The sequence below is a fragment of the Enterobacter roggenkampii genome (assembly GCF_001729805.1).
Lineage (GTDB): Bacteria > Pseudomonadota > Gammaproteobacteria > Enterobacterales > Enterobacteriaceae > Enterobacter > Enterobacter roggenkampii.
Window position 1 is genome coordinate 4,042,764 of record NZ_CP017184.1, and the last position, 22,694, is coordinate 4,065,457.

The 22,694-nt window shown below is 56.3% G+C and carries 27 protein-coding genes and 1 pseudogene; 3 read left to right on the top strand and 25 right to left on the bottom strand.

Annotation, left to right across the window (positions count from 1 at the left end):
- The 22 genes and pseudogenes from BFV67_RS18855 to BFV67_RS18955 form a co-directional block, all read right to left on the bottom strand.
- Nucleotides 1–2,261, bottom strand: a pseudogene (locus BFV67_RS18855) (phage tail tape measure protein).
- The gene (locus BFV67_RS18860; protein WP_023616176.1) at nt 2,254–2,373 is read right to left on the bottom strand and encodes a GpE family phage tail protein; all 120 of its coding nucleotides are present in this window, start codon (nt 2,371–2,373) and stop codon (nt 2,254–2,256) included. The pseudogene BFV67_RS18855 and the gene BFV67_RS18860 overlap by 8 nt, the downstream one beginning before the upstream one ends.
- 32 nt (nt 2,374–2,405) lie before the next feature.
- Nucleotides 2,406–2,708 (bottom strand): phage tail assembly protein, encoded by a 303-nt coding sequence (locus BFV67_RS18865; RefSeq protein WP_045910026.1) that lies wholly within the window; start codon nt 2,706–2,708, stop codon nt 2,406–2,408.
- 56 nt (nt 2,709–2,764) lie between these two features.
- Nucleotides 2,765–3,283 carry a phage major tail tube protein gene (locus BFV67_RS18870; protein WP_045910027.1) on the bottom strand — a complete coding sequence of 173 codons (519 nt, stop codon included), beginning with the start codon at nt 3,281–3,283 and terminating at the stop codon, nt 2,765–2,767.
- A gap of 11 nt (nt 3,284–3,294) precedes the next feature.
- On the bottom strand, nt 3,295–4,482 hold the full coding sequence (locus BFV67_RS18875; protein WP_069598793.1) for a phage tail sheath protein: 1,188 nt from the start codon (nt 4,480–4,482) through the stop codon (nt 3,295–3,297).
- Nucleotides 4,483–4,870: 388 nt separating this feature from the next.
- Complete coding sequence (locus BFV67_RS18880; protein ID WP_023616180.1) at nt 4,871–5,308, bottom strand: tail fiber assembly protein; 438 nt, start codon at nt 5,306–5,308, stop codon at nt 4,871–4,873.
- Between the two features lie 2 nt (nt 5,309–5,310).
- Entirely contained in the window at nt 5,311–7,182 is a 1,872-nt protein-coding gene (locus tag BFV67_RS18885) for a phage tail protein (RefSeq protein WP_069598794.1), read from the bottom strand.
- Between the two features lie 11 nt (nt 7,183–7,193).
- The gene (locus BFV67_RS18890) at nt 7,194–7,724 is read right to left on the bottom strand and encodes a phage tail protein I (protein WP_023616181.1); all 531 of its coding nucleotides are present in this window, start codon (nt 7,722–7,724) and stop codon (nt 7,194–7,196) included.
- Nucleotides 7,717–8,625 carry a baseplate assembly protein gene (locus BFV67_RS18895; RefSeq protein WP_069598795.1) on the bottom strand — a complete coding sequence of 303 codons (909 nt, stop codon included), beginning with the start codon at nt 8,623–8,625 and terminating at the stop codon, nt 7,717–7,719. Before BFV67_RS18895 ends, BFV67_RS18890 begins: the two co-directional genes overlap by 8 nt.
- A gap of 5 nt (nt 8,626–8,630) precedes the next feature.
- On the bottom strand, nt 8,631–8,981 hold the full coding sequence (locus tag BFV67_RS18900; RefSeq protein ID WP_069598796.1) for a GPW/gp25 family protein: 351 nt from the start codon (nt 8,979–8,981) through the stop codon (nt 8,631–8,633).
- Nucleotides 8,978–9,619: a phage baseplate assembly protein V gene (locus tag BFV67_RS18905; RefSeq protein ID WP_069598797.1), complete on the bottom strand. Its 642-nt coding sequence runs from the start codon at nt 9,617–9,619 to the stop codon at nt 8,978–8,980. Before BFV67_RS18905 ends, BFV67_RS18900 begins: the two co-directional genes overlap by 4 nt.
- 112 nt (nt 9,620–9,731) lie before the next feature.
- Nucleotides 9,732–10,199 carry a phage tail protein gene (locus BFV67_RS18910; RefSeq protein WP_069598798.1) on the bottom strand — a complete coding sequence of 156 codons (468 nt, stop codon included), beginning with the start codon at nt 10,197–10,199 and terminating at the stop codon, nt 9,732–9,734.
- A complete protein-coding gene (gene lysC / locus BFV67_RS24680) occupies nt 10,162–10,407 on the bottom strand; it encodes an Rz1-like lysis system protein LysC (protein ID WP_235610609.1) in 246 nt (81 codons plus the stop codon). Before lysC ends, BFV67_RS18910 begins: the two co-directional genes overlap by 38 nt.
- Nucleotides 10,295–10,720 carry an Rz-like lysis system protein LysB gene (gene lysB / locus BFV67_RS18915; protein WP_069598799.1) on the bottom strand — a complete coding sequence of 142 codons (426 nt, stop codon included), beginning with the start codon at nt 10,718–10,720 and terminating at the stop codon, nt 10,295–10,297. The genes lysC and lysB overlap by 113 nt, the downstream gene beginning before the upstream one ends.
- Nucleotides 10,717–11,226 carry a lysozyme gene (locus BFV67_RS18920; protein WP_069598800.1) on the bottom strand — a complete coding sequence of 170 codons (510 nt, stop codon included), beginning with the start codon at nt 11,224–11,226 and terminating at the stop codon, nt 10,717–10,719. Before BFV67_RS18920 ends, lysB begins: the two co-directional genes overlap by 4 nt.
- Nucleotides 11,210–11,431 carry a phage holin family protein gene (locus BFV67_RS18925; RefSeq protein ID WP_023309247.1) on the bottom strand — a complete coding sequence of 74 codons (222 nt, stop codon included), beginning with the start codon at nt 11,429–11,431 and terminating at the stop codon, nt 11,210–11,212. Before BFV67_RS18925 ends, BFV67_RS18920 begins: the two co-directional genes overlap by 17 nt.
- Nucleotides 11,422–11,625: a tail protein X gene (locus BFV67_RS18930; protein ID WP_024906438.1), complete on the bottom strand. Its 204-nt coding sequence runs from the start codon at nt 11,623–11,625 to the stop codon at nt 11,422–11,424. The genes BFV67_RS18925 and BFV67_RS18930 overlap by 10 nt, the downstream gene beginning before the upstream one ends.
- A 178-nt stretch (nt 11,626–11,803) precedes the next feature.
- The gene (locus tag BFV67_RS23905; protein WP_024906437.1) at nt 11,804–12,244 is read right to left on the bottom strand and encodes a DinI-like family protein; all 441 of its coding nucleotides are present in this window, start codon (nt 12,242–12,244) and stop codon (nt 11,804–11,806) included.
- Between the two features lie 109 nt (nt 12,245–12,353).
- Nucleotides 12,354–14,543, bottom strand: a complete 2,190-nt coding sequence (locus BFV67_RS18940; RefSeq protein ID WP_069598801.1) for a replication endonuclease — start codon at nt 14,541–14,543, stop codon at nt 12,354–12,356.
- A gap of 1 nt (nt 14,544) precedes the next feature.
- Nucleotides 14,545–14,766 (bottom strand): TraR/DksA family transcriptional regulator, encoded by a 222-nt coding sequence (locus BFV67_RS18945; protein WP_048028939.1) that lies wholly within the window; start codon nt 14,764–14,766, stop codon nt 14,545–14,547.
- On the bottom strand, nt 14,766–14,993 hold the full coding sequence (locus BFV67_RS18950; protein ID WP_023616297.1) for a DUF2732 family protein: 228 nt from the start codon (nt 14,991–14,993) through the stop codon (nt 14,766–14,768). Before BFV67_RS18950 ends, BFV67_RS18945 begins: the two co-directional genes overlap by 1 nt.
- 68 nt (nt 14,994–15,061) lie before the next feature.
- Nucleotides 15,062–15,400 (bottom strand): DUF5347 domain-containing protein, encoded by a 339-nt coding sequence (locus BFV67_RS18955; RefSeq protein WP_023616298.1) that lies wholly within the window; start codon nt 15,398–15,400, stop codon nt 15,062–15,064.
- 194 nt (nt 15,401–15,594) lie between these two features.
- Between BFV67_RS18955 and BFV67_RS18960 the strand changes: the two genes are divergently transcribed.
- Together BFV67_RS18960 and BFV67_RS18965 are read left to right on the top strand one after the other, a co-directional pair.
- Nucleotides 15,595–16,203, top strand: coding sequence for a phage repressor protein CI (locus tag BFV67_RS18960; RefSeq protein WP_370527779.1), 609 nt, complete (start codon nt 15,595–15,597; stop codon nt 16,201–16,203).
- A gap of 281 nt (nt 16,204–16,484) precedes the next feature.
- Nucleotides 16,485–17,654, top strand: coding sequence for a coiled-coil domain-containing protein (locus tag BFV67_RS18965; RefSeq protein WP_069598803.1), 1,170 nt, complete (start codon nt 16,485–16,487; stop codon nt 17,652–17,654).
- On the opposite strand, the gene BFV67_RS18970 is transcribed toward BFV67_RS18965, so the two are convergent.
- Complete coding sequence (locus tag BFV67_RS18970; RefSeq protein ID WP_069598804.1) at nt 17,655–18,419, bottom strand: siderophore-interacting protein; 765 nt, start codon at nt 18,417–18,419, stop codon at nt 17,655–17,657. It abuts the gene before it with no gap.
- A gap of 145 nt (nt 18,420–18,564) precedes the next feature.
- On the opposite strand from BFV67_RS18970, the gene BFV67_RS18975 reads away from it, so the two are divergent.
- Nucleotides 18,565–19,059 (top strand): PadR family transcriptional regulator, encoded by a 495-nt coding sequence (locus BFV67_RS18975; RefSeq protein ID WP_008503175.1) that lies wholly within the window; start codon nt 18,565–18,567, stop codon nt 19,057–19,059.
- On the opposite strand, the gene BFV67_RS18980 is transcribed toward BFV67_RS18975, so the two are convergent.
- Both BFV67_RS18980 and BFV67_RS18985 read right to left on the bottom strand, forming a co-directional pair.
- Complete coding sequence (locus BFV67_RS18980) at nt 19,056–20,615, bottom strand: methyl-accepting chemotaxis protein (protein ID WP_069598805.1); 1,560 nt, start codon at nt 20,613–20,615, stop codon at nt 19,056–19,058. The genes BFV67_RS18975 and BFV67_RS18980 overlap by 4 nt on opposite strands.
- 337 nt (nt 20,616–20,952) lie before the next feature.
- Nucleotides 20,953–22,473: a methyl-accepting chemotaxis protein gene (locus tag BFV67_RS18985; RefSeq protein WP_008503173.1), complete on the bottom strand. Its 1,521-nt coding sequence runs from the start codon at nt 22,471–22,473 to the stop codon at nt 20,953–20,955.
- Nucleotides 22,474–22,694 lie beyond the last annotated feature (221 nt).

The following is a 22,694-nucleotide window of genomic DNA, read 5'->3' on the forward strand; positions in this document are numbered from 1 at the left end:
TCAACCGTACATAAAGCTGGCTTGCCGCTGTCTCGCTTTATCACGCTCACTGTTCTCGATTTCCTCCCGGATTTGACGAGTCAGATCCGTTGCGGAGGCCGCGCTCCCCTGCAGCGTGATGTGATATTCGCTTTTACTCTGATCGACGTAAGAGCGTCCTCCCGGCACGAGGGTGGGCTGATACCCCTGACCGCCGCCAGAGATCCCCGCCACCGGAATGGACGCACTGCCCGCAGGAGAAGATGCCGCGTCTGCTTTTGCCGCCGCGGCGTCGAGATGATCCGACTCGTTTTTGATCAGTCCGAGTTTTACCAGCAGCCAGCTGGCCTTACCACTCAGGCTGTTAAAGAGATTAAGCGGTGCCATTAGCGCATCCCCAGTGCCTGACCGAACGCCACACCGACATTTTTACAGCTGTCGAGGGTTTCCTGCGTCGCCTTAATCGGCGCAATCAGATCAGTGAACCACTGCCAGATCCCGCCCAGTTTTTCTGAGATAAAACCAAACGCCTGTAAGAGCGGAGAGAACAGCTCGCCCAGCGGTGCGAAGACCGCAGACAATCCCTCAATCACCCCGCCAAAGAAGGCGCTGATGGGCTCCCAGTATTTGAAAATCAGCAAAGCACCGGCGGCAATCGCCGCGCCAAGGGCTATCACCGGCCAGCTAAGGGCGCCAAGCACCGTCATGACGGCACCGCCCACCACGCTGAATACCGTTCCTAACATCCCGGCCGCGGTAATAACCATATTGATGCCCGTCAGAACCGGGCCAATAACCGTGCCTACGCCACCCAGTACCCCAGCAAATGCCTGCGCGCCGACAACAATACTGGCGAGGGTCTGCGTCAGCTCAGGGTTGGCATTCACCCACAGGGAGGCCGTGCCAAGCCAGCCGGTTGCGGTTGTTATCAGGTTGCGCAAAGCGCCATCTGCTTTATCAAATACGTCAATCTTAAGCCCGCTCCACGCGGCCTGGAATTTGCTGATATCGCCGTCAAGATTGTCGGTCTGCACGGAAGCCACGAGCGCGGCACTGCCCGTTGCCCCCTGCAACTGCTGGCGTTTTTTATCAAGCGCGCCGTTACCCGCGGCTGAACGCAGTGCATCCGGAGCCTGGGACTGTCGCAGCATCGCGCTGAGCGCGTCCCCGGCGGCGGCACCGTTCATTCCCTTTTCCGTCAGAACGCCAAGCTGCGCGATTGTCTCTTCAAGACCCATACCTGTCGCATCCGCAGCGGGCGCAGCGGAGGTGATGGCCGCCGCCATCTCAACGAGACTGGTGTTCGAAGAGGTAAACCCGCGGGTAAGTAAATCTGCGATGCGTCCCGCATCCGTATCGGCCAGGTTATAGGCGGCCTGCGTGCTGCTAAGAATATCGGCCGCTTTAGCCGCGTCGACATTCCCCGCCAGGCTGAGGTTAACCGTGGGTACTGTGGCAGCGATAACCCCATCGGCGTCGTAGCCTGAACGAGCCAGTTCGGTTTGTGCACGGACGACCGTATCTGCGGGTACTCCGGTCCTGGCACTGACCTCCCGCGCCTGCTGGCGAATGGCCTCAAGCCGGGCGTCACCCTTCTCCAGACCAAGGCTTGCCTGAATAGTCGACATCTGTTTTTCAAAACTGATGCCAGGCGCCATAAACCGGGACGTCTGATCAAAGCCCGCTTTGGCCATGCCCACGCCCGCATTAGCCAGCTGATGCACCCGCGCGGCAACGCGTTTGCCTGACTCGTAGCGATTCTGAACGGTACTCAGCTGCGCCTGCTGCTGATTGACGCGGGCCAGCGCATCCCGCTGTCGGTTAAGCTGCTGCGTTTTTTCGCCGATCTGACTTTTTAAACGACGCTCATCCGACGAAAGCGTTCGCGTGTTGATTCCCGCCTGAGCGAGCTCAGTCCGCTGACGCTGTACCGAGTAACGTAAGCTGTTGTACTCAAGCTTGAGGTTGGCTGCCGATTTTCGGGCTGCGGACAGCGCATCAGCCTGTGCCTGAGTAGGGTTTTGTGTGTTTTTAAACTGCAACGCCAGCGCCGCCGCCTGCTGTTTCACCTGAGCAAGCGACTGCTCCGTCGTGGCGAGCTGGGCATTTGCTTTTCTGAAGCCGTTAATGCGCCCCGCCTGCTCGTCGAGCGCCCCCAGCGCCGCCTGCGCATCGCGGATATCGCTCGCGAGAGTCAGGCTGGCGTTCTGAAGAGCGTTAAGCGGTCGGCTTGCACGATCAACTGCCTTAAGCAGCTCCTGAAGACTGACATTATTACTCATGGTGGTTTCCGCTTCGCTGCAGCGCTTTTTCGCGCCATAAGAGGAGTTCGGTCACGCTAAGGGAGTACAGTTCTGACGGCGGCCAGTGAAAAATCACCGCGATATCCGCCATCAGATCGTCGACCGACAGGTTTTCGGGAAATCTCAGCGAGCCGAAGCCGGTGACAAAAAACCGATCACCTTACCGGCAAAAGAGAGCAGATCGCAGGCATCCAGACGCGCAACTTCATGCTCGGTCAGAGCCGGCGAGGTCATTCGCGGCAGCACCTTGATCAGCGCATCAACGTCGGATTGCGCCAGCGAGGCCAGCGAGATCCCACGCAGAGTCCCGGCATTCGGTTTGGAGACCGTCACCTGTTCAATTTTTTGCTCGCCGCGCTGAACGGGGCTATCAAGCGTGACGATGTATGAGCTGTTGTTCATGGCGTTCTCGTTGCTATTTTCCATTTCATTACTCTTCTGAAAGTTAGCTTACCGGCCGGCTATCCCGGCCGGTTAAAGGGTTACAGGCCGATGGCCTTACGGTGTTCAGCCAGACGATCGACACCGTCGACTTTCAGCACCATGTTGATGATGTCGATCTCGATGATCTCTTTGCCATCAATGGTCAGCTGGTAGTAGGCGCACTCGGTGGACATCTTGGTGGTGCCGCTTTCGCCCTGCTTGTTCTCGCCGCCATCAAACTCTTTATGACGGCCGCGCATGACGATTTCGACGGCGGAGATTTCGCCGGTATCATCACGCTGGAAAGAGCCGGTAAAGCGCAGCGGCACGCTGTCCGCGCCCGGAGAGGCGTACTGCGCCCACAGCGCGGCGTCCGGCAGACCGCCAACGGTCCACTCCAGCGCCAGGGCATCATCGTCCAGACCGAGATCGACAGAGACCGAGCCCGGCATACCGCCGCCACGATACTTCTCCAGCTTGCGGGTAAGCTTCGGTAGGGTCACAGACTCAACAACGCCCATATAGCTCAGGCCATCGTTGAACATATTCAGGTATTTAAGTTTGCGTGGTAACGCCATGCTTCAGCTCCTTAGCTATTAACCGAATCTGACAGGTCTGCCAGATAGGTATCGGTGATGCGCTGGCGCAGGGTCAGATTTTCCAGCGGCGGGACAGGGGTGTAGTCGTAATCGATATACAGTTTCCCCGCTTTCAGGGTGGTTGCGTCGTTCGACTCAGGGTCATACCAGCAGGAGCCGTCGACGATATAGCCGTTGGTTTTCAGCTCGCGGAACTTGGCATTAATACCGGAAACGATGTCGCGGATAAGCGTTGGGGTGATGGGTTTATCCATCGCCCACGCGTGCGCTTCCGCCATGGTATCGGCCAGCACCTGCGCGGTACGGGTGTAGTTTTCAAAGACGAATAACGGGTCGTCTGAGCAGGTACGGTTACCCCAGAATTTGAAGCCGTCGTTGCGAATCAGCGTGGTGACGCCCGCCTGGTTAAGCAGGTTCGCATCGGTAGCCTGTTCCTGCAGATCCCAGGAGACAGAAGCGCTTACGCCCGTGACGCCGTTGACGCCAACGTTTGACAGGGTTTTATGCCAGCCGATGGTCTGGTCGATTTTGGCGCGCAGGCCAAGCGCGCGAGCGGTTGCCCAGGCCGTCGTCGTTGCGTTCGTGGCGGTATCCCATGCCAGAAAATCAGGGTGGATAACCATCAGCTCGCGCTGGCTGAAGTTTTTGCGGTAGTCGATCGCCTCAGAAATGGTTTTACATTCCCATGCGCTGACATAGCCGAACGCGCGCAGGCTCTGGCACATCGCGGCCAGCGCGGTTGCCACTTCCTGAGAATCCAGCCCCGGCACGCCGAGAATACGTGGCTTAACGCCGGTTACCGTTTTCGCCGTGAGAAGCGCCTTCAGGCCGGTATATTTACCGTTTTCATCGGTGGTACCGATGATGTTGGAAACGGTCTGTTTGCGCGCCTCTTCCGGGGTTTCAGCGGTGCCTTCAGCCACGCGAACAACAACGACAACCGGTTTACACTGGTCAGCAATCGCCTGCAGAGAAGCGGACAGCGTCCCCGCCTTGCCGGCTTTCGCAATCGCAGTTTGCACGTTGGTAATGAGCACGGGCTCGTTTAAAGGAAATGTCTTGTCGTCAGCATCGCTGGCCGTACAGACCATACCGATGATTGCCGTCGAGACGGTGGAAATGGTGCGGGTGCCATCGTTGATTTCGATAACTTCCACGCCGTGGTGATAGTCGCCCATCCGGTTAACTCCTTCGTTTAGTGGTGAGGCTATTTTCTCTTGGGCGAAGGAGGTATGAAACGTAATGCCGTTGGAGGTAGGGCAGCACAACATAGAGTGAGTGGTTGACCCGCGCGGGAAAGGTGACTGAGCGTTTTGAGCGATCAATTATAAGTAATTGATCGTCGATTACCATTATTAATGAGTGAATATTATCGATATCGTTGCGCCATTAACGATGGTAATAACGATTTTACTCTGGTTAGCTGGCGGTCTGACTACATGATGAATTTTTGGTTATTACTGGCTAAAATTTTTTATCGGTAATAAAACAGAAAAATATGAGTAATGCCCCTATAAATAAGAAATAGCCCGCGTGATGCGGGCCTTTTCTTTATAATAAGACAGTTTAAACAGATATCCACTCAGGAGTTTTAGGCCAGTCTGGTACACTGAGGTCAACCCCCGTCAGTTCAACAACGTATTTTTTCAGTTCTTCCAGTTGTGTTTTTTCTTCCTCGGTAGCCATCCCCAAATCAACTGCAGACTGCAGCGGAAAAGCGCTTACCGCCGCCTCGCGTTGCCTGCTCAATAGCTCTCTGCGATTAGCTGCGAGGATTTCTTCTGGTGTCCTGACCGGTGCGGCTACAGTGACCCACTCCATCTGTTTGCTCTCGACGTTGTAACTGGGGGCGCAGTTAACGGGAGCGGCGCCGACAAATTTTTCATGCTCTGAATCACTGACCCGGACAAGGTCATCCGGCAGAGCGTTAACAGACTTGTAATAGCGCAAACTTTTAATCGGATAAAAGCCGCGCGTTTTATTGCTGAATAACTGACTATGCATAACTAATATCCTGTTACCACAAAAGAGAAATAGCCGCTCATATTTCGCGAGTGAAGAGAGAAAGCACTTGCACTTAAAGGGTTAGCTGTCCAGTAAGAATCTTTGTCATTTCCCCCTGTTCCGCTGAAAGAGCCACCTATTGCGAGGATTCCGTTAGGAAAAGCAGCCGGAAGATAAACAGTGACATCCGGGTTGGAATTGGAGTTGGAAGCAACCCCGCCAATACACTGCATGAACACCTGACCGTTGCCGTGACGGTAATAGGCGGAGCTGTTTCCGGTGGTGGTCGACCCTGACTGGTTCGGTGGTGGGTTGTTCGAAGAATAAACCCTTACCTGCCCGCCGGATTCAAACACCCCTTGACCCGCAACGATATTGCCTCCGCTGTTAATTTGCCCAGCAGCAAAAATTGAGTCACCGCTATAAAGCCGTTGGGGTGCATTGAATGTTCCGTTTGCATCAAAAGAATACAGGGCACCACTGCCAGAATCCCCAATGATATGAACGACTGCGGAACCAAAATCATTTTTACCCGATCGTAATATGCCAAAACTAACAGAAGCGCCATATCCATGACCACTCGTTACAGACGTTCCTTTCACGATCGGAAGGTATACCGAATTATCTTTAGCGGTAGTGTATCCACCAACAAAAAACGGTGCTGAGCCATTCGTATATTGATGTGCAAATGCCCCACCTCCCTGCCAGTATTCCGGCTTAGTGGCGTAATACTTTGCACCATCGAGATAATCAACGCTTCCCCCGTAGTTTGTGAGAACTTTCGTCCAGCTCCCCCAGTATCCGTTATCTCCATTTAAGGTACGGAATTTTAGTTGTTTACCACCATCACTATAAGACGCAGCATATTGCACCCGATAGTTACCACCCAGTCCTCCCACATCAAGAATTGTCGCCTCATAGCCAGGTGAATAGGCAGCACTGGCATAACAGAAACTTACGGAATTAGCAGGAAGACCGCTTGCGTCTTTAATCTCTCTGCTCGCTTCAGCAGCAACAGACCGTATAGCAAGCGCACCACCGTTAACAACCACGCGCCCGGGCGTGATGTCGTCACGACTTTCTTGGGCATTTTTACCAGCAGCAGTACCCAGACTGTTTTTCAGTTTTATGAGATCATCACTGACAGTCTTCACAGACTTTGGTGTGGCCGCAAGCGTCTCTGAAGCACTATCGGTCGCACTGCTAAGCTGAACAATCCCCTTTTGTCCGGTAGTCGCATCCTGAGCCGTATACTTACCACGGGCAAGGTCGTAGGCAGCCTTAACCGCTTTCGGCGTTGCGGCCAGCGCTTCAGACACACTATCAGTCGCACTACTGAGCTGCGTAAATCCTTTAGCCGTTAGCGTGGCATCGGGATGGCGACGAGACTGCTCATGCTCCTCAAGCTTCTCATCAACATACTCCTGGGTCGCCATTACCGTAGACGTATCTATCGAGAGCTCGACCGAGGCGATATCACTGACCATGATCACCATTCTCACGGTCTGTGCACGGCCCGATCCCTCCTCCAGCAATGGTTTGTAACTTTCCGCCATGTTGCCGACTGCAATCAGCGTACCGGTATCATCGTAAAGCCCCATCTCACGCATCCAGAAACCACCCGCTTCGGGAGGAATGAGAAGCTCCGCGATTACATAGTTAAGCTTTTTATTGTCCTGGCTAATTTTATTCAGCCCATGGCGCCAGACTTCATTAACCAGCTTCGTCTGCCCGGCATCAGGAACCGGCAATGTGCCGCCACCGTCACCCACGGCCATCGCCGTAAAATTGACTTTCTTGCCGTTCGGGACGGTCGCGGCAGCCAGTTTTTCGGCACCGGCTTTGGTGATAACCGTTTTATATTTCACTGTCATTGTGCTCTCACTTATCCGGGATAAACCGTGATGATGTCGCCGTCATAGCTCAGGGCACCGGTATAGAGATAACCCGGAATGTCCTGGATGATATTCAGGCCAATAAGGTGGCGGCTGGCAGGCTTTGCATCAGCAATAAGCCTCTCCATTTCGTAATACATTTCCTCGGTGATGCCCGTGTCCAATACGCCGATATCAAGGCGGAAGGTGCCGGGCGGATCGTTGGTTTGCCACCACTCGGTAACGTTAATCAGATAGCCAAGCGGCTCCACCACGCGACGTACGGCGCCTATCGTTCCCTTGTGGGCATGAATAAACCACGCGGCGCGGATCACCTCCCGTTTGGTGGCCTCCGGCCAGTTCTCATCCCAGCGGTCAACCGAAAACGCCCACGCCAGCCAGGGCAGCAAATTCGCCGGACAGGTGTCCGCATTCCAGAGATGGCGCAGCGGAACCGGCGTATTTTCGATGTCCGCACAGGCGCGCGCCGCGGCGACCTCAAGCGCCGATGAGCCGACCGGTAAAAGGCGGGCATTACTCATCGTTTCCCCCCACGGTTACGCTGTAGTGGCTGCACCAGGAGGCCTGAGTTTCATCAAGCACGATGTCAGCCGCGGGTGCGGTCAGTTCCACCCGCTGCACCCCTTCCACGTGAAGGGCAGCGTAAATGGCTGACTTGCGGATATCGCGTCCCAGCCGATGCTGAGCCGTGATGTAGGTCTGTAATCGGGCTCTTGCCGCATTGAGTACCGGTTCACTTTCGGGGCCGGGAAAAAGGAAAAGCGATGCTTCAATGCTGTAGTCGACAATGTTGGCCGACTGGACGGTCACGCGGTCGGCGACGGGCCTGACGTCCTCATCGTTCAGCGCATTGCGAACAACGGCGAGCAGTTCCTCAGACGCTACGCCGTTATTCTCCCGGGAGAGCACGGAAACCGTGACGTTTGCGGGCTGTGGGCTAATGACGGAAATGTCAGCCACCCGACCATCTGCACTGCGGCCATGGAACTGATACGCGCCCGTCGAACCGGCCACGCTCAGCCCTTCCGGCGCTTGCTGGATGCGCAGACGAAAGTCGGTATCGGACTCCATCACAGCCGGAGTGGGCGGTAACGTGGTGTCGTCGGCAGGGGTAATCGTAAGACGCGCAAGGTTCGCGTTTGCCCCGATCTGGTCCAGGTCGTGGCCTGCCGCATAGGCCAACATGACCGCCCGTGCAGCCTCGTTTACGCGCTGGCGCCAGATAACTTCCCGGTAGGCGTTCTCCTGCAGCAGCTTCACAATCGGCTCGGATTCCAGCGTCAGCGTCCGTGCAATCGCCTCTCGCTCCTCTTCCGGATAGAGGGAGACAAAGCTGGCCTTTCGTTCTGCCAACAGCGCTTCATAATCCACCTCCTCCACGACATCAGGCGCGGCGAGCTGGCTCAGATCAACAATAGCCATAGCGTTTAACTCAGTGAAATGGTGATAGAAAAGGATTGTCCGGAGGTCGGGCGCGTGCCGGTGATATCGACATACAACGTCCCGTCGTTCTCCGAACGCTCGAAAGTGATGGCCGTCAGGCTTATCCGCGGCTCCCATTTCTGGATGGCGGAATAGCATGCGGCCATGATCTGCAGGCGCAGCGCCGGGCTCTGCGGCCTGTCAATCATCGCCGCCAGCAGCGAGCCGTAATCCCGCCGCATGACCCGCGAACCAATCGGCGTGACCAGGATGTCGCGAAGGCTTTGCCGAATGTGTTCAGCCTCTGAAATGCTAAGCCCGGTCTGCCTGTTCATTCCCCTGTAACGCACCGTCATTGTGTCCCCTTAGTCCAGCTTCCGCCGCTTTGCACACTGCCGTGCGCGTGGTTGTCCACCTGCACCCCGTTGGAGGTGAATTTACCGCCGGAATGTTCAATATTTCCGGCCATCACACCGCCCTTCTGCACTTCCAGCGAGGTGGTAATTAACTTGTTGGTACACACCACTTCAGGCGTATCCAGCGTGATGCGGGACGTTGACGTCACCCGTACCTCCGGCACGGTGGCGGTCAGCGATTCAGAGGCGGTAATGTCGGCCGTTTTAATGCCTGCAACCGTCAGCGCCCCGCGCCCGGGTTCGTACTCGATCACCGCGCCGTCCGGAAACGAGACGTGGAAAGCATCAGGTGACCCGGACGGTGCCGGATGGTCGTCCGAGAAAATGCCGGGCAACACAAAGGCGGTATCAAGCTCACCGCCGATGGCCAGCAGCAGCACCTGCTCTCCCTCGGAAGGGGCCCACCACACGCGCGAACGCCCCGCACGACAGGTTAGCCAGTTCAGCCAAGTGGTTTTCATCCCGCCGGTCTGGACACGACAAAGCCCTCTGTTGAGGTCAACGTCGGTCACAACACCGATACGAATCAGGTTGCGGATCGCGCGAGCGATACCGTTCATGGAAGTTAATGTATTCATGAGAAGAGAATGCCGTTCAGGACGAACGGCAGCAACGAGACGGGGTTTTCTGCGGGATGATACAACAAGCGGTCCAGACAGCAGGCGGCTGGCGGCCTTCAGCGTGGGGAGCTTAGTCCTCCCACTGGCTGACCAGCTCACCGTTGATGTACAACGTCTTCGGACGCGTGACGGGCTCCGGCAGCGGCGGCTCCGGGGAATACGTCGCGTGCAGAGCGCCCTGATCCTGGGAAACAAGAATGCGCTCGGCTAATTGCACGCTGATGGTGATATCCATCGTATCGTCATCGTTTAAGACGATCGTGAAGGTGTATCCGTTTTTGCGTCCGTCATCGAGGGTAAAAATGTCCGGCTGGTTTTCCCGCAGCCAGGCCAGTACCGGGACAAAAAATCCCTCGCTGTCGCCGGTGAAACCGCTGACCTTCGCGTTTAGCGCATACCGCTTTTCAAAGGAGAGCGAGGAGGCCTGGCGGGCGTCTATATTGCCGCTGCCGACCGACATCTGCAGGCGTTCAGGGTTGGCATTCAGCTGGGGGATCGCGTCAATTAATGCCTGACGCAGGCTCTTGAGTTTGTGCATCGAGTTTATCCTGACAGTCTTTTATGGTTTCAACCTGCAGCGCGCAGGCGATAAGGGCGTACTCAAGCCTGCGAATATCGGCGCTGAGATCGCCGTTAGTGGCGGGTTCGCTTCCCGGCATCGGGCAGCGGCTCACCTTCGGGCAGGCGTTGTAAACATTGGGCTGCGGAGGCGCAGGCGGTGCGGGTGTGCAACCTGCGGACAGCATCAGGCAGCTGAGCGGTATACCAGCGGCGTAACGCTTCATTTTCATTGAGTAATCTCCCGATAGTCGCTTCCCGTCTTGCCCTCTCCTCGCCCGCAGTAACAAGCTCCTCACGGAGCCTGACCTGGGCGTTTTCATTTGCTCTGGCCATCCGTTGCGACAGGGACAGCTGCTGGTTAAGCGTGGCGAGGGCCGTTTTTTGCTCGCTGGCGACCCGGTTGGCCGTGGCTAGAGAACGGGACAGGGTCTGGTTGTCATGACGAAGCCACAGCGTGATGGCCAGCAGTCCGGCCAGCATCAGCATGAGGACTCTCATGGCAGCCCCTTCATGCACCAGGCCTTCTCGCGGACACGACGATTTTCCAGCCCGGTATTTTTGACGCCGTTGACGTATATCCAGCGGGTAAGCTGCCCGCACGCCTGTGACCACTGTTTACGTTTGATAAAGGAGACCAGAGTCGAACGGCAGGCGGCGCCTGTGCCGACGTTAAAGGAAAAACTCACCAGCGCGTCGTAGACCTGCGGCGGCATCTCCACCGGCGCGCACGCCGCCAGACGACGCTCAACGTTGAGCACATCAGCGACCAGATTTACCGCGGCCTCACGCTCGGTAATATCCCGCGTCGGCACGACGTTTGCCGTGTGGCCAATGCCTGACGTCCATACGCCAGCGCTGCACCGGTAGGGCGAGAGGCGACATCCTTCGAGATCGGCAATCAGCGCCAGCCCCTCCGGGGAGGTTTTCAGTAATCGAAAGTCAGGCATCAGCACCGCCAGGGCCAGCACGCCGGCGACGCTGCAACGCTTAATGATTGAGTTCACGAATGCTCTTCTTATCGAGGCCCAGAGACTGGAGGTAGCGCCAGGTTTTGCGCTTAAACCAGTAATTCGTCAGCGCGGTAAAAATGGCGCAAAGGCTCCCCACGTACAGCGCAACCTTTTCAGGAGACATCGCCCCGAACCAGGCCAGCGCCACGGCCAGCCAGTAGGCGATAACCGTGGTGATTTTCTCCAGGCTCAATCCCATAGGTTTACGGATTCTTTGGTGGGGGCGCTATTCACCTCCGGCATCTCTACTGGCGTGCCGTGAGGCAAAATAACGCCTGACTCCGCGAGGCCAGGATTGGCCTTCAGAACGGCTTCTACGACGCCAGCCGTGCGCCCGTAATAGCGGGCGCAAACGGCATCAAGCGTGTCCCCCTGCATTGCATAGATCTTCATCAGACGCTCCCAACATCCGGTTTCCAGGTACTGTAGAGTTTCCCGGGCCGGCGGCCTTTTCGCTATCGCTGACGGATGGACAATCGCGGACACAACAGACCGTCCATAAGCAGCGAAGCGTGGGTCGACGAAAGCGCAAAATCTGAATGAGGGTGTACGTTCGGGTTATGACGCTGGGCTAGCGCCAGCTCTCGTCTTCCCAGACTTCCCGGAGAATATTATCCAGCATTTCGCGATCGGCCTCTCCTTCAAGCCCCTGGAGCTCGACCCCCGTCACCGATCCTATTTTCACGCTCACCCGCGATGACGGAAACAGGGATCGTATTCTGCGGGTCAGTTCGCACTGAAAGGCTTCAACGACGGCATGGCCAATCTGCTGATCTTTATCGAGCGTAATGTTCACACGAACGTTGCCCTCTTTTTTGATTCGTTCCGGAACAGGCGATGCTGAGAAAACAACGGTAAATGCGTTGTTCTTGATTAAATTTCCCCGCGCAATCTCAGCAATCAAATTCAGGGCAATCTCACGATCTCTTTCCTGACATGTTCCTTCTGTCGTCAGTCGCGCAATCATCTCGACACGTTCAATCATGACCTGCTCGTTCAACTCTCTGTCCACACAACCTCCACCACGAGATACTGTATAAACATACAGTACCACGTATTCATAAAAAGAGTGAAGCGAAAAATCAGAATCCTTCACGGTATGTACATGATATGGATGGAGATTAGCGGGCTCTCTGAGCGAAGAGATCCGTTAAATACCCAATACGTTCAAGGATTTTCCGCGCCTTGTGCTGATAAGAACCCGCTGCCGGAAAGAGCGATCCGTCAGCTGCGCCTCTGCACCATTTGTTGTTAAAGCGGCTAACGCCGCCAGCCATAAGGTGCAGGGCCTCTCCGCGGCTGATGGCGATTCCGGTGGCGAGCCGTATCTCATCGATCACCTTCTCCGGAACCCCGTTCTGCGGGTCGCTCGCGAAGACGATGGGCGACGACGCGCCAGGGCGGATGAATTTGATGCGTTCGGTCAACGCCCGCCTCGCACGCCTGCTGAGGGGTTGAGAAAGGTCGGTCTGCGTACAGTTATTGACAGAACTCCGAGAGGATACAGGCGTGTCCTTAAGATCCGCGGCCCGCTTCGGCACAATTTTCCACTGCGTGAGTCGGGTTATAATTGGGCTGCCCGCGCCAACGGCAGAATCGTATACACCGCGGATGCGGACCGTTTCCTCGCCGTACTGGTTAAATCCGGCGCGCGGCTCATACAGCGTGCGCACCTGTAAATCATCGCGACGCACAAACGGGCCGCCCTGTGCAGTAACATATCCCGCCCAGTCACCGGCGTCGGCAGCCTCATGGACGGCAGCAAACTCAACGCTCAGACCGCTCGCGGCCTCGGGATCCGCCATACGTCGCAGCTCGCGGTAGACCGTTACCGGCGCGCCGCCGATAAACTGAAACTGGCGAATGTGCCAGCGCCCTGCCCAAGCCGACACGGCGGACGCCGTCTCCTTCAGCAGCCCGCCGCTTTCGTTATCGGCCTCGTCATCGAGCGCATAGCCGTCGATATTCTTTGAGATGTATTTGGCAATATAGCCGGTAGCACTGCCTTTCTGCGGATCGATCGCGTCCGCGTGAAAGCGCGCCTGTCTGGCGCTTTCGCTCTGCAGCTCAACGGCATCCTCCTGCCGCGCGTAGTCCCCGATAATCCGGCGAACGCATTCGACATCTCCCGGCAGCATAAACATCAGCATGTGCCAGTGGGGCGTACCGTCATGATGGGGTTCCGCAACGCGGATACCGAAAATACGGATCCCATCACGGTGGAGCTTTGCGCGGATGCGCGCCCACAGCCGGGTGAGGTAGCCTTGCGTCTCCGCCGGACTGGCCCCGTTCCACTTCGCGTTGGGGTAACCTGATTTCAGCGTCGCGTGATACTGCGCGGGCGCGGTTAAGGTATAGAACTCGCCCACATAGCCCAGCGCCTCACAGATATTTTCAAATCCGCGGATGCGGGTCATCAGTTCACAGCGGCGTATCGCCGGGTTGGCCACCGAGCTATCGAATTTTTCAATCAGGCTAATGCGGTTGCCCTCTTCATCTTCCAGCTCCATGCCCTTGAGAAATTCACGGGTGCGGCGCTTCTGCTCGCGCCACTCGGTCACGCAGCGTTTGCTCGCATACGCCATTCTCTTTTTACTGACGTTGCCGAGGGCAATCTGCAAATGCTCGCGCCAGGCAGCCGCGATCCGACGTAAACGCCCGCGCCACCACGCCTCGGAAAACATCCGCATCACCGCGGCGGCAACATCATCTTTGTTGAAAAATGTCTTCGACACCCGCTCCCAGTGCGGAGGCGACACGTTGAACTGCCGGGCGATCAGTCCGGCGCGCTGATACCAGATGAAGAGCGTCTGGTATTCGCCCATATCAGCATCGTTAATATTCGCCAGCTCGCCGCGAATAAAGCTGGCAATATCGCCGGCCAGCAGGTCGATATCCGCGCGGGACATATCCGGCAGACGGTTATAGCGGGCAACCAGTTCAACCATTCGCGAGGCAAGGTACTGCAGAAGCTGGGTATCGAAATAGCCTTTAAACACGGCTCGGGAGACTGCGTCATGCAAACCTGCGCAGGCATAGCGTTCAGAGACCCGCCGCAGGCGGGGCAATATCCTGTTGCAGAAGCGGATCAAAAAGGCGTTAGCCTGCGGGCTGCCACGATGCTGTTCGAGGGCGTCAACCGCGCGCCAGACCTCAAAACGCACGCAGTCAGGCTGCTGTGAGAGGGCCATTCTTGCCTGCTGCAGCGTCGCGAAGAAACGATCGCGACGCTGCTGCTGGGCATGGGTAAGATAAGGGCTGGCAATGGCCGACCGCGGTGCATTCCACGGATAAGCGAATGACGTAGCCAACTCACCCTCCCCGGACGTGTTTATTTTTCATCTCCGCGATCTCCTGACAGGTGACGCACAGGGCCACGCCGGGCACCGCCATACGGCGCGCCTGCGGTATTGGAGCCTCACACTCCTCGCAGAAGAAACGCGAAGGCGATGCGGGTCGTCTGCGGGCGCTATTAATGTGGCGCTCTCTGTCTTCCTGCTCGCGCGCCTGGGCAAGATCGATAAAATCGGCCATCAGTGCAGCTCCTGGGATTCACGCTCGTAGCGAGCCGCTTCGTGGCACAGCAGTTCGGCAACGTCTTCTCCGCTCATGCCGGTTTTGTAGATCTGGCTCGCCAGCGCTTCCAGACGCAGGGAGACCGCAAGGGCGCGCGCGCATCGTTCCTCTGTTTTTGCCTCCATCAGCAGGCGTTGCAGTTCTTCACTTCCGATTGGATAAGGGCGGTTTTCACTGTGTCGCATTACGCGTTCTCCTTAAATTCAGGCAACAGGGTGCCCGGCGGGTTGACGCCATTCGTTTTTGGGTTGGGTTACAACGGCATGGTCAGCCGTTCAGGAAATAAACTCACAACAGCACGAAAATGATTCATCGCGGTAATTAGCGCTCTTTTCTCCTCTGTGGTCAGCTCGCTGATATCGCACTCATGACGGGCGACGGGTAATCTCGCCAGGAAAAAGAGAGCGGCCAGCGCCCTGCTGTTCTCCTCAAAAAAGGGATCGCGCTTATCGCGCATGTCGGCCATAAACCGCGCCAGCTCTTTCCCGCTATCGCTCCCGTAGCGGGCGCGCAGTTCAGCGATGTGGTTAAGCCCGCTAAGACGCGCCCCCACGCTTAGTGGAACCCTTGCACGGGCAGCTTCTATCGCCATATCTCCCCTCGCATAAATGTATGCACGCGAATGCGTTCAAAACGGGCAGAGCACGGCTTTTTCCGCCGTTTGAGGATTGCGATTTCGGAAGCCATGCTGCATGATTCCCATTTTGATAATGCCTGCAATCATTAGCCTCAGTTTGCCAACGTCTGCCGCTGATTGCCCGAATTTGCAATGATACTAATACTCAAATGAGTATTAGTAAACACCCAAAGGAATATATTTTGATACTAGATTCTCAAGTGAATAATGAAGAATTGCTCGATAGAATCTGTCAGGTATATGGTTTCACGCAGAAAATCCAGCTGGCCCGACACTTTAATATCGCCGCCAGCTCGCTTCAGAACCGCTACGCGCGCGGTACCATCTCTTACGACTTTGCGGTTCAGTGCGCGCTGGACACTGGGGCCAGCCTCCGCTGGCTGATGACCGGGCAAGGTGCACAGTTTGAAGGTAACCCCGCGCCGGGCGATCCCGTTTCGGTTTCCACATTCACCCTAAGTGATGGAAGGCTGGAAGAAAATACTATTTTGAGTGTCGACTCTACTCTTTTTAGCAAACCGCTAGCGCGCGGCATTGCCGTACGGGCGGAGGGGAAACTGCACTTTATCGAAAAAGAGGTGTCGTTAACCGACGGCCTGTGGCTGGTTGAGATTGAAGGCACCGCCAGCATCCGCGACTTAACGCTGCTGCCAGGAAAAAAACTTCACGTGGCAGGTGGCAAGGTTCCGTTTGAATGCGGTATCGACGAAATAAAGACGGTGGGTCGCGTGGTGGGGATTTACAGCGAGGTTAGCTGAGGCCTGGCCGGTTGCATTCGCCACTAAAGATGGGGCACTTGCTTTCGGGTAGGACACGGTAAAACCCGTGGCAGGGGAAAAAGAGAATCGACGCACATTAACAGGGCTGGTGAACGTGTGGTATGACGCTCTATTGGGTTTACCCATAGTGAGAGCAACATCCATCAACCCATTAAAGAAATCCCCCATCGCGCCGATCATCATCCGTGTGTATTATTTCCTGTGGCTTTTACAACAACTAACCTTAACTCAAATACTTAAGCGCCAAAGCGAAAGGCATCATGAGCACACCGATCAAACGGCTAGAAATCATTAAAAATGCCATTGAGCTGGAAGATGACGACATCATCCAGAGCCAGCTGACACGCCTGAAAAATGAAGCGTTTGACGATGAGCTACAGGCAATCGTCGTGGCGCTTGAGGAGAAGAACTACACCGCGGCCATGGCGGCCATTACCGCCTGGCTGCAGGGCCAGCGCGCCGTGACGCCGTGGCGCGATCCGCAGGTGGCGGCCAGCAAGCTGGAGCTGAAGGCGCTGGAAGAGCGTCTGCGCGATCTGATTGACCGCCGCAACGCGCGGGTGCAGCAGCTTGATGAGTTCAACGATCTCTATTTCTCCCGCCTGGGGCCGCTGATGCAGCAGATCCTCGTCCTGCGTAAAACGCTGGCGGAGCTGAACCTGCGTCGTCAGCAGGCGGAAGCGCGTCGTCGCGAGGAGGATTACCGTCGCTGCCAGCACTATATGGCGCAGGCGGTAGAGGTGCTGGCGACGCTGACCCAGCGCTGGCGCGATCTCCCGGCGGACTCCGTGCAGGCCGCCGAGGCGCGTAAGCATCTGGAGCAGCAAAGCAATCTGATTGCCAACCTGCTGGCCGAAGCGCTGGAGCTGGAGAGCGGCTTAACGCGCGAAGAGGAGCCTGCGCGTCAGGCGCGCGACGAGGCCAACGAAGAGTACGAGAAGTATCGCGAACAGCATCACGATGCCGAAGTGCGGCTGCGCAAAGGTAAGCATCTTTCACAAGAGGACCAGAACGAACTCAAGCGTCTCTGGCGGCAGGCGAGCAAGCTCTGCCACCCGGATCTGGTGGCGGACGATCTGAAAGAAGAAGCCAACAGCATGATGGTGCAGCTTAACCAGGCGAAGCAGCGCGGCGATGTGAAAGCCATTCGTTCGCTGGTGGCCCGCCTGCAGCAGGGCTTCGAGCCATTGATGGCCAGCGACAGGCTGAACGATCTGGAACGTATCCGCAAAAAAATGGCGCAGGTTCGCGAGCAAATCGACATTTTAGTGAACGAGCTGGCGGAGCTGGAGAAAGAGGAGTCCTGGCTGCTGGTCTCCTCGCTGAGCAATATGGAAGCGTACTTTGCTCAGCAGGAGAAAGCGCTGCACGAGGTCCGCGCCTCGCTCGAACATCAAGTGAGCGAAGCGCAGCTGGATTCCGCCGCCTGATTATTTGGCGTGCCAGTATGCGCTGGCACGCACCAGTTGCTGGTCAATCGCGTCGGCTTCAAACTGACGGCTCAGCGTTTTCACCACCTTCCCTTCCCCGGTCAGCCAGACAAAGTAATCGTCCCCCGGAACGGTCAGCGCCGCGAGATGGTCAGCGACTGCCTGCTCGCTGTGGCCCACCACCCAGGTGATGTTGAACGCGCTCAGGTGCGCCAGATAGTCCTTATACGATTCATTCCCAACCGTCACGACCGCATGCACGTCCGGGCGAACCGGCAGTTGAGCAATGCTCTCTAAGCGTCGGCGCAGCGCGGGCATGCCGGATTCATCGCACACGTACAGCTGCCAGGCGTAATCCTCCGGCACCACCAGCGAACCGCGCGGGCCGCCGATGGTCAGCGTGTCTCCCGCTTTCGCCTCAACCGCCCAGCTGCTGGCAATGCCGCCGTCATGAATGAAGAAATCGAGCATCAGCTCATGACGGGCCTCATCATAGAGCGGCGTATAGTCGCGCGCCTGCGGACGCACGCCGTCACCCCAGTCGATGCCTTCATCGGTGACCACCGGCGGCGTAAACGTTGTCCCGGGTGCCGGGAAAAAAACTTTGGTATGGTCGTCGAAACCGCGGGAGCTAAAGCCCTCCAGCGCCTCGCCGCCTAGCACAATGCGCTGAAAACCCGCGCTGACGCGCTCAACGCGGAGCACCGTCAGCTCGCGAAAACGCAGGTCATTACGAACACGCTGTGGATAACGAGTAGATGCCATTTTTAGACCCTTTTCTGGTGAATACGATATATCTAAATCAATTTTTAAATGATAATGATTACTAATAAGGAAAAATGCAAGATCTTTTAGATTGCATCTGAATATATCTTAGATATAGTTTAGATATATCAAAAAAGGGAATACTATGCGACACGAACACGAGGGTGGCGGACGTCGGCCGCGCTTTTTCGGCCACGGCGATTTGCGGCTGGTGATTCTGGATATCCTGACCCGCAACGCGAGCCACGGCTATGAGCTGATTAAAGAGATCGAGAACCTGACCCAAGGGAACTACACCCCGAGCCCGGGCGTCATCTATCCAACCCTGGATTATTTGCAGGATCAGGCTTTTATCACCATTACAGAAGAAGAGAACGGGCGTAAGCGCATTGCGATTACCGCTGAAGGACAACGCTGGCTGGACGAAAACCGGGAACAGCTGGAACAGATCCAGGTGCGTATCAAAGCGCGCAGCGTCGGCTTTCAGCTGCGCAAAAACCCCCAGATGAAGCGGGCGCTGGATAACTTCAAGGCGGTATTAGACCTGAAGGTGAATCAGGGAGAGCTCAGCGACGCGCAGCTTAAGCAGATTATCGGCGTAATCGACCGCGCGGCGCTGGAGATCTCCCAGCTGGATTAAGCCGGTGCGTGCTCGCTCACGCGGAAGACGCGTACCAGCTCTTTCAGGTGCATCGCCTGTTCGTTAAGCGATGCCGCCGCCGCGACGGATTGCTCCACCAGCGCGGAGTTTTGCTGGGTAGTGGCATCAATCAGGCCAATCGCGCTGTTGATCTGCGAGATCCCCTCCGTCTGCTCATGGCTGGCCTGACGGATCTCGCGCAGGATCGCATCCATCTCCTCCACGTTGCCAACCATGCCGTTAATCAGCCCACTCGCTTTTTCGACCAGGTTCATCCCGTCCTGGGTCTGGCTGGTGGAGCTCTCAATCAGCTCGCGGATTTCGCTGGCAGACGACGCGCTCTTCTGGGCAAGCTGGCGCACCTCTCCGGCCACTACCGCAAAGCCGCGGCCGTGCTCACCGGCGCGCGCCGCTTCCACCGCCGCGTTCAGCGCCAGAATATTGGTCTGGAACGCAATAGCGTCGATCAGGTCGATAATGTCGGACATCCGGTTGGAGGTCTCGTTAATCAGGCGCATTTTGCTGGTCACCTGCTTCATCATCTCACCGTTGTTTTTGACCACCGTGGCGGCATCGGCAGAAAGGTTGGTCGCTTCACCGGTATGCGAGGCGGTATTTTTCACCGTGGCGGTGATCTGCTCCATCGAGGCGGCAGTCTGTTCAACGGAGCTGGCCTGCTCTTCCGTGCGTGCGGCCAGATCCTGGTTCCCGGCGACAATCTGCGCGGCAGCGCTGGAGATATTCTCCGAGCCGGTCTGCACCTGCTGCACAATGTCCAGCAGTCGCGTCTTCATCTCCATCAGGGCATGCAGCAGCAGGCCCGTTTCGTCTTTGCCGTGTGGCGTAATGCTGCCCGTGAGATCGCCCTCTGAAATCGCTTTTGCAAAATTCACCGCCTCACCGAGCGGGCGGGTGATGGCGCGCACGATAAACCAGCCAATCAGGCTGCCTGCCCCAACGCTAAAGAGGGTGAGGAGGATCAGCAGCAGACGGTTAGACCTGAAATCCCCTTCCACCTGCGTACCCGCACGCTGCATCTCGCTGTTCTGAATGGCGATCAGCTCCTTCACCTTCGCTTTATAAGCCTGCTGCACGGCGAGGGTGGTAGTCATCATTTCCTGTATGGCGCCCGCACGGTTGTTGTTCTGCACCGCCTGCAGAATGCGGTAGCGTGAATCCAGGTACTGCTGGCGCACGCTGCGGATATCCGCCAGCACCTGCTGAGACTGTTGATCCTGCAAGGCGTTGTTCAGCTCGCCCAGGATCACCGTGATATGCTCGCTGATCTCTTTCAGGCGCTGCTGAGATTGCCCCGTGTAGGTACCCTGCTCGTCCAGCAGCATCAGCTGTTGAGTGCTAATAAATTCCTGGAAGTTATCAATTAACTGGTTCGCTTTTACCGTGGTCGGATAGTCATGGGTAACAATGGACTGCATCCCATTATTTGCCCGGTTCAGGCTCAGCAAAGACACACTTGCGCTGATCGCCATCAGGACAATAAAGAACCCAAACGCCAGAAATAATTTCGTGCCGATCTTTACGTCATGAAAGAACATATTTTCTCCATCGATGTGATTATTTCTCAGACGATCGCTGTTATCGGTAACGATTTCGCTAACTTTATGAGTTTGATCGTTTTTTTATTTCATAATTCTCACAATACATAGGTGCAGGCTATTAATATGGCCTCATCGATCGTTACCAGACCGCCAAACGGGGTATTTTCGAAATAGCATTCTGAAGAACTGACTTAGGCAGGAATAAATAACTGAGGCACTTTCTTTAGTTATTTAATATTAAATTAACAACAAACCCCATTAATAGTCACAATCAGAAAAATAAAAAGCCGTTTATTCCCTACGGTATAAACGGCTTTTTTGGAACATGACTGACTCAATGGAGCACGGTCACCGCATCCTTAAGGCGTCCGGCGCGGTGCTTCACCATGGCCGAAATGTGCGCGCTCTCCTCGACCAGATCGGCGTTTTTCTGCGTGATGCTGTCGAGTTCAGCTACCGCACGGGTTAGCTCTGATAAGCCGGTTGCCTGCTCGGAGGTCGCGTGGCTGATCTGGGCGATAAGCTGGGTCACGTTTTTCACCTGCACAACGATATCATCCATCGTACGGCCCGCGGCGTGAACCTGCTCAGAACCGGACTGCACCTTGCTGGCGCTGGCATCAATGAGTTTACGAATATCGTTAGCCGCACTGGCGCTGCGGCTGGCGAGATGACGGACTTCGCCCGCGACCACGGCAAACCCTTTACCCTGCTCGCCTGCCCTTGCCGCTTCAACCGCCGCGTTCAGCGCCAGAATATTGGTCTGGAACGCGATATCGTTAATCAGGGAGGTGATCGAGCCAATGCGCTGCGTGCTGTCGGCAATGTCATCCATCGTTTTAACGACGGTTTGCATCGCGTTGCCCCCTTTCGTCGCCGCGCTGCTGGCGGCCACGGAGAGTTTGTCCACCTCGGCGGCGGTCTCGGAGTTACTCTGAACGGACGCGGCCATCTGGTTCATTGTCGCGACGGTCTGCTGCACGTTCGCGACGGTCTGACGGGTCCGATCGTTCAAATCTTCATTCCCCTGCGCCAGCCTGTCGCTGCCGTCACGGACGCTCACCACCTGGCTCGACACGTCATTGATCAACCAGCGGCACATCAGGCCAAGCTGTCCTACCGCGCGCAGCGTCAGGCCCAGTTCATCGCTGCGGTTAAGATGCTGCACGCTGTTGCGCTCGCCGGTGGCGACCTTCAGCGCCTGTCGCGCCACATTCTCTATTGGGCGGACAATCTGTTGCTCAAACAGCAGCGTTCCCATCAGCATCACCACCGCAGCGGCGGCAAGCGGTAACCAGCCTGCGGAGGTGGCGGCCAGCGTGGCGGCGAGTCCGGCAAAGAGCACCGCCATCACGCTGCGCACGCGCCAGCGCAGCGGCATGGCCGGGAGTTTACCCAGCCAGCCCTTTCCCACCACCAGCCCTTTGTGAATACGTTTTTTACAGCGCCCGTCGTTCAGCGCCCGGTAGAGCGGCTCCACGGCGGCGATCTCTTCCGCTGTGGCTCTGGTGCGAATAGACATATAGCCCGTCACCTGCCCGCGGCGCACCATCGGCACCGCGTTAGCACGCACCCAGTAGTGGTCACCGTTTTTGCGCCGGTTTTTGACAATCCCGCTCCACGGCTCGCCCTGCTGCAGCGTGTACCACATATCGGCAAACGCAGCTTTTGGCATATCGGGATGGCGCACCATATTGTGCGGCTGGCCCGTCAGCTCATCGAGCTGATAGCCGCTCACCTGCACAAAGGTGTCGTTGGCGTGGGTGATGTAGCTGTGGACGTCTGTGGTAGACATTAAGGTGGTGTCATCGTCCAGAGGATATTCATTCTGGGTGACATAGGTTGGAGAGGACATCGTGAGCATCCCTTGCAGGTTATTTGAATGTTAATTTTGTGGGTCAATGTTTTTTCGGCGGTAAACAATTTATCTTTAGTTGTTAAACTTGATGAAGATCGCAGATTTGACTTAAACCATACTTTTTGTACGATATTTTAATTCATTGATTTCAAATACTTTCGCAAAGAAATTACCGACAAAGTATGACCTGTTAATGCCCGCTTAAGTTGCAGCGTATG

Bases quoted from the DNA above. Each gene is read 5' to 3' on its own strand.
- BFV67_RS18860 (WP_023616176.1), bottom strand. From the start codon at position 2,373: ATGGCGGATATCGCGGTGATTTTTCACTGGCCGCCGTCAGAACTGTAC.
- BFV67_RS18865 (WP_045910026.1), bottom strand. From the start codon at position 2,708: ATGGAAAATAGCAACGAGAACGCCATGAACAACAGCTCATACATCGTC.
- BFV67_RS18870 (WP_045910027.1), bottom strand. From the start codon at position 3,283: ATGGCGTTACCACGCAAACTTAAATACCTGAATATGTTCAACGATGGC.
- BFV67_RS18875 (WP_069598793.1), bottom strand. From the start codon at position 4,482: ATGGGCGACTATCACCACGGCGTGGAAGTTATCGAAATCAACGATGGC.
- BFV67_RS18880 (WP_023616180.1), bottom strand. From the start codon at position 5,308: ATGCATAGTCAGTTATTCAGCAATAAAACGCGCGGCTTTTATCCGATT.
- BFV67_RS18885 (WP_069598794.1), bottom strand. From the start codon at position 7,182: ATGACAGTGAAATATAAAACGGTTATCACCAAAGCCGGTGCCGAAAAA.
- BFV67_RS18890 (WP_023616181.1), bottom strand. From the start codon at position 7,724: ATGAGTAATGCCCGCCTTTTACCGGTCGGCTCATCGGCGCTTGAGGTC.
- BFV67_RS18895 (WP_069598795.1), bottom strand. From the start codon at position 8,625: ATGGCTATTGTTGATCTGAGCCAGCTCGCCGCGCCTGATGTCGTGGAG.
- BFV67_RS18900 (WP_069598796.1), bottom strand. From the start codon at position 8,981: ATGACGGTGCGTTACAGGGGAATGAACAGGCAGACCGGGCTTAGCATT.
- BFV67_RS18905 (WP_069598797.1), bottom strand. From the start codon at position 9,619: ATGAATACATTAACTTCCATGAACGGTATCGCTCGCGCGATCCGCAAC.
- BFV67_RS18910 (WP_069598798.1), bottom strand. From the start codon at position 10,199: ATGCACAAACTCAAGAGCCTGCGTCAGGCATTAATTGACGCGATCCCC.
- lysC (WP_235610609.1), bottom strand. From the start codon at position 10,407: ATGCTGTCCGCAGGTTGCACACCCGCACCGCCTGCGCCTCCGCAGCCC.
- lysB (WP_069598799.1), bottom strand. From the start codon at position 10,720: ATGAGAGTCCTCATGCTGATGCTGGCCGGACTGCTGGCCATCACGCTG.
- BFV67_RS18925 (WP_023309247.1), bottom strand. From the start codon at position 11,431: ATGGGATTGAGCCTGGAGAAAATCACCACGGTTATCGCCTACTGGCTG.
- BFV67_RS18930 (WP_024906438.1), bottom strand. From the start codon at position 11,625: ATGAAGATCTATGCAATGCAGGGGGACACGCTTGATGCCGTTTGCGCC.
- BFV67_RS18945 (WP_048028939.1), bottom strand. From the start codon at position 14,766: ATGGCCGATTTTATCGATCTTGCCCAGGCGCGCGAGCAGGAAGACAGA.
- BFV67_RS18950 (WP_023616297.1), bottom strand. From the start codon at position 14,993: ATGCGACACAGTGAAAACCGCCCTTATCCAATCGGAAGTGAAGAACTG.
- BFV67_RS18955 (WP_023616298.1), bottom strand. From the start codon at position 15,400: ATGGCGATAGAAGCTGCCCGTGCAAGGGTTCCACTAAGCGTGGGGGCG.
- BFV67_RS18960 (WP_370527779.1), top strand. From the start codon at position 15,595: ATGAGTATTAGTAAACACCCAAAGGAATATATTTTGATACTAGATTCT.
- BFV67_RS18965 (WP_069598803.1), top strand. From the start codon at position 16,485: ATGAGCACACCGATCAAACGGCTAGAAATCATTAAAAATGCCATTGAG.
- BFV67_RS18970 (WP_069598804.1), bottom strand. From the start codon at position 18,419: ATGGCATCTACTCGTTATCCACAGCGTGTTCGTAATGACCTGCGTTTT.
- BFV67_RS18975 (WP_008503175.1), top strand. From the start codon at position 18,565: ATGCGACACGAACACGAGGGTGGCGGACGTCGGCCGCGCTTTTTCGGC.
- BFV67_RS18980 (WP_069598805.1), bottom strand. From the start codon at position 20,615: ATGTTCTTTCATGACGTAAAGATCGGCACGAAATTATTTCTGGCGTTT.
- BFV67_RS18985 (WP_008503173.1), bottom strand. From the start codon at position 22,473: ATGTCCTCTCCAACCTATGTCACCCAGAATGAATATCCTCTGGACGAT.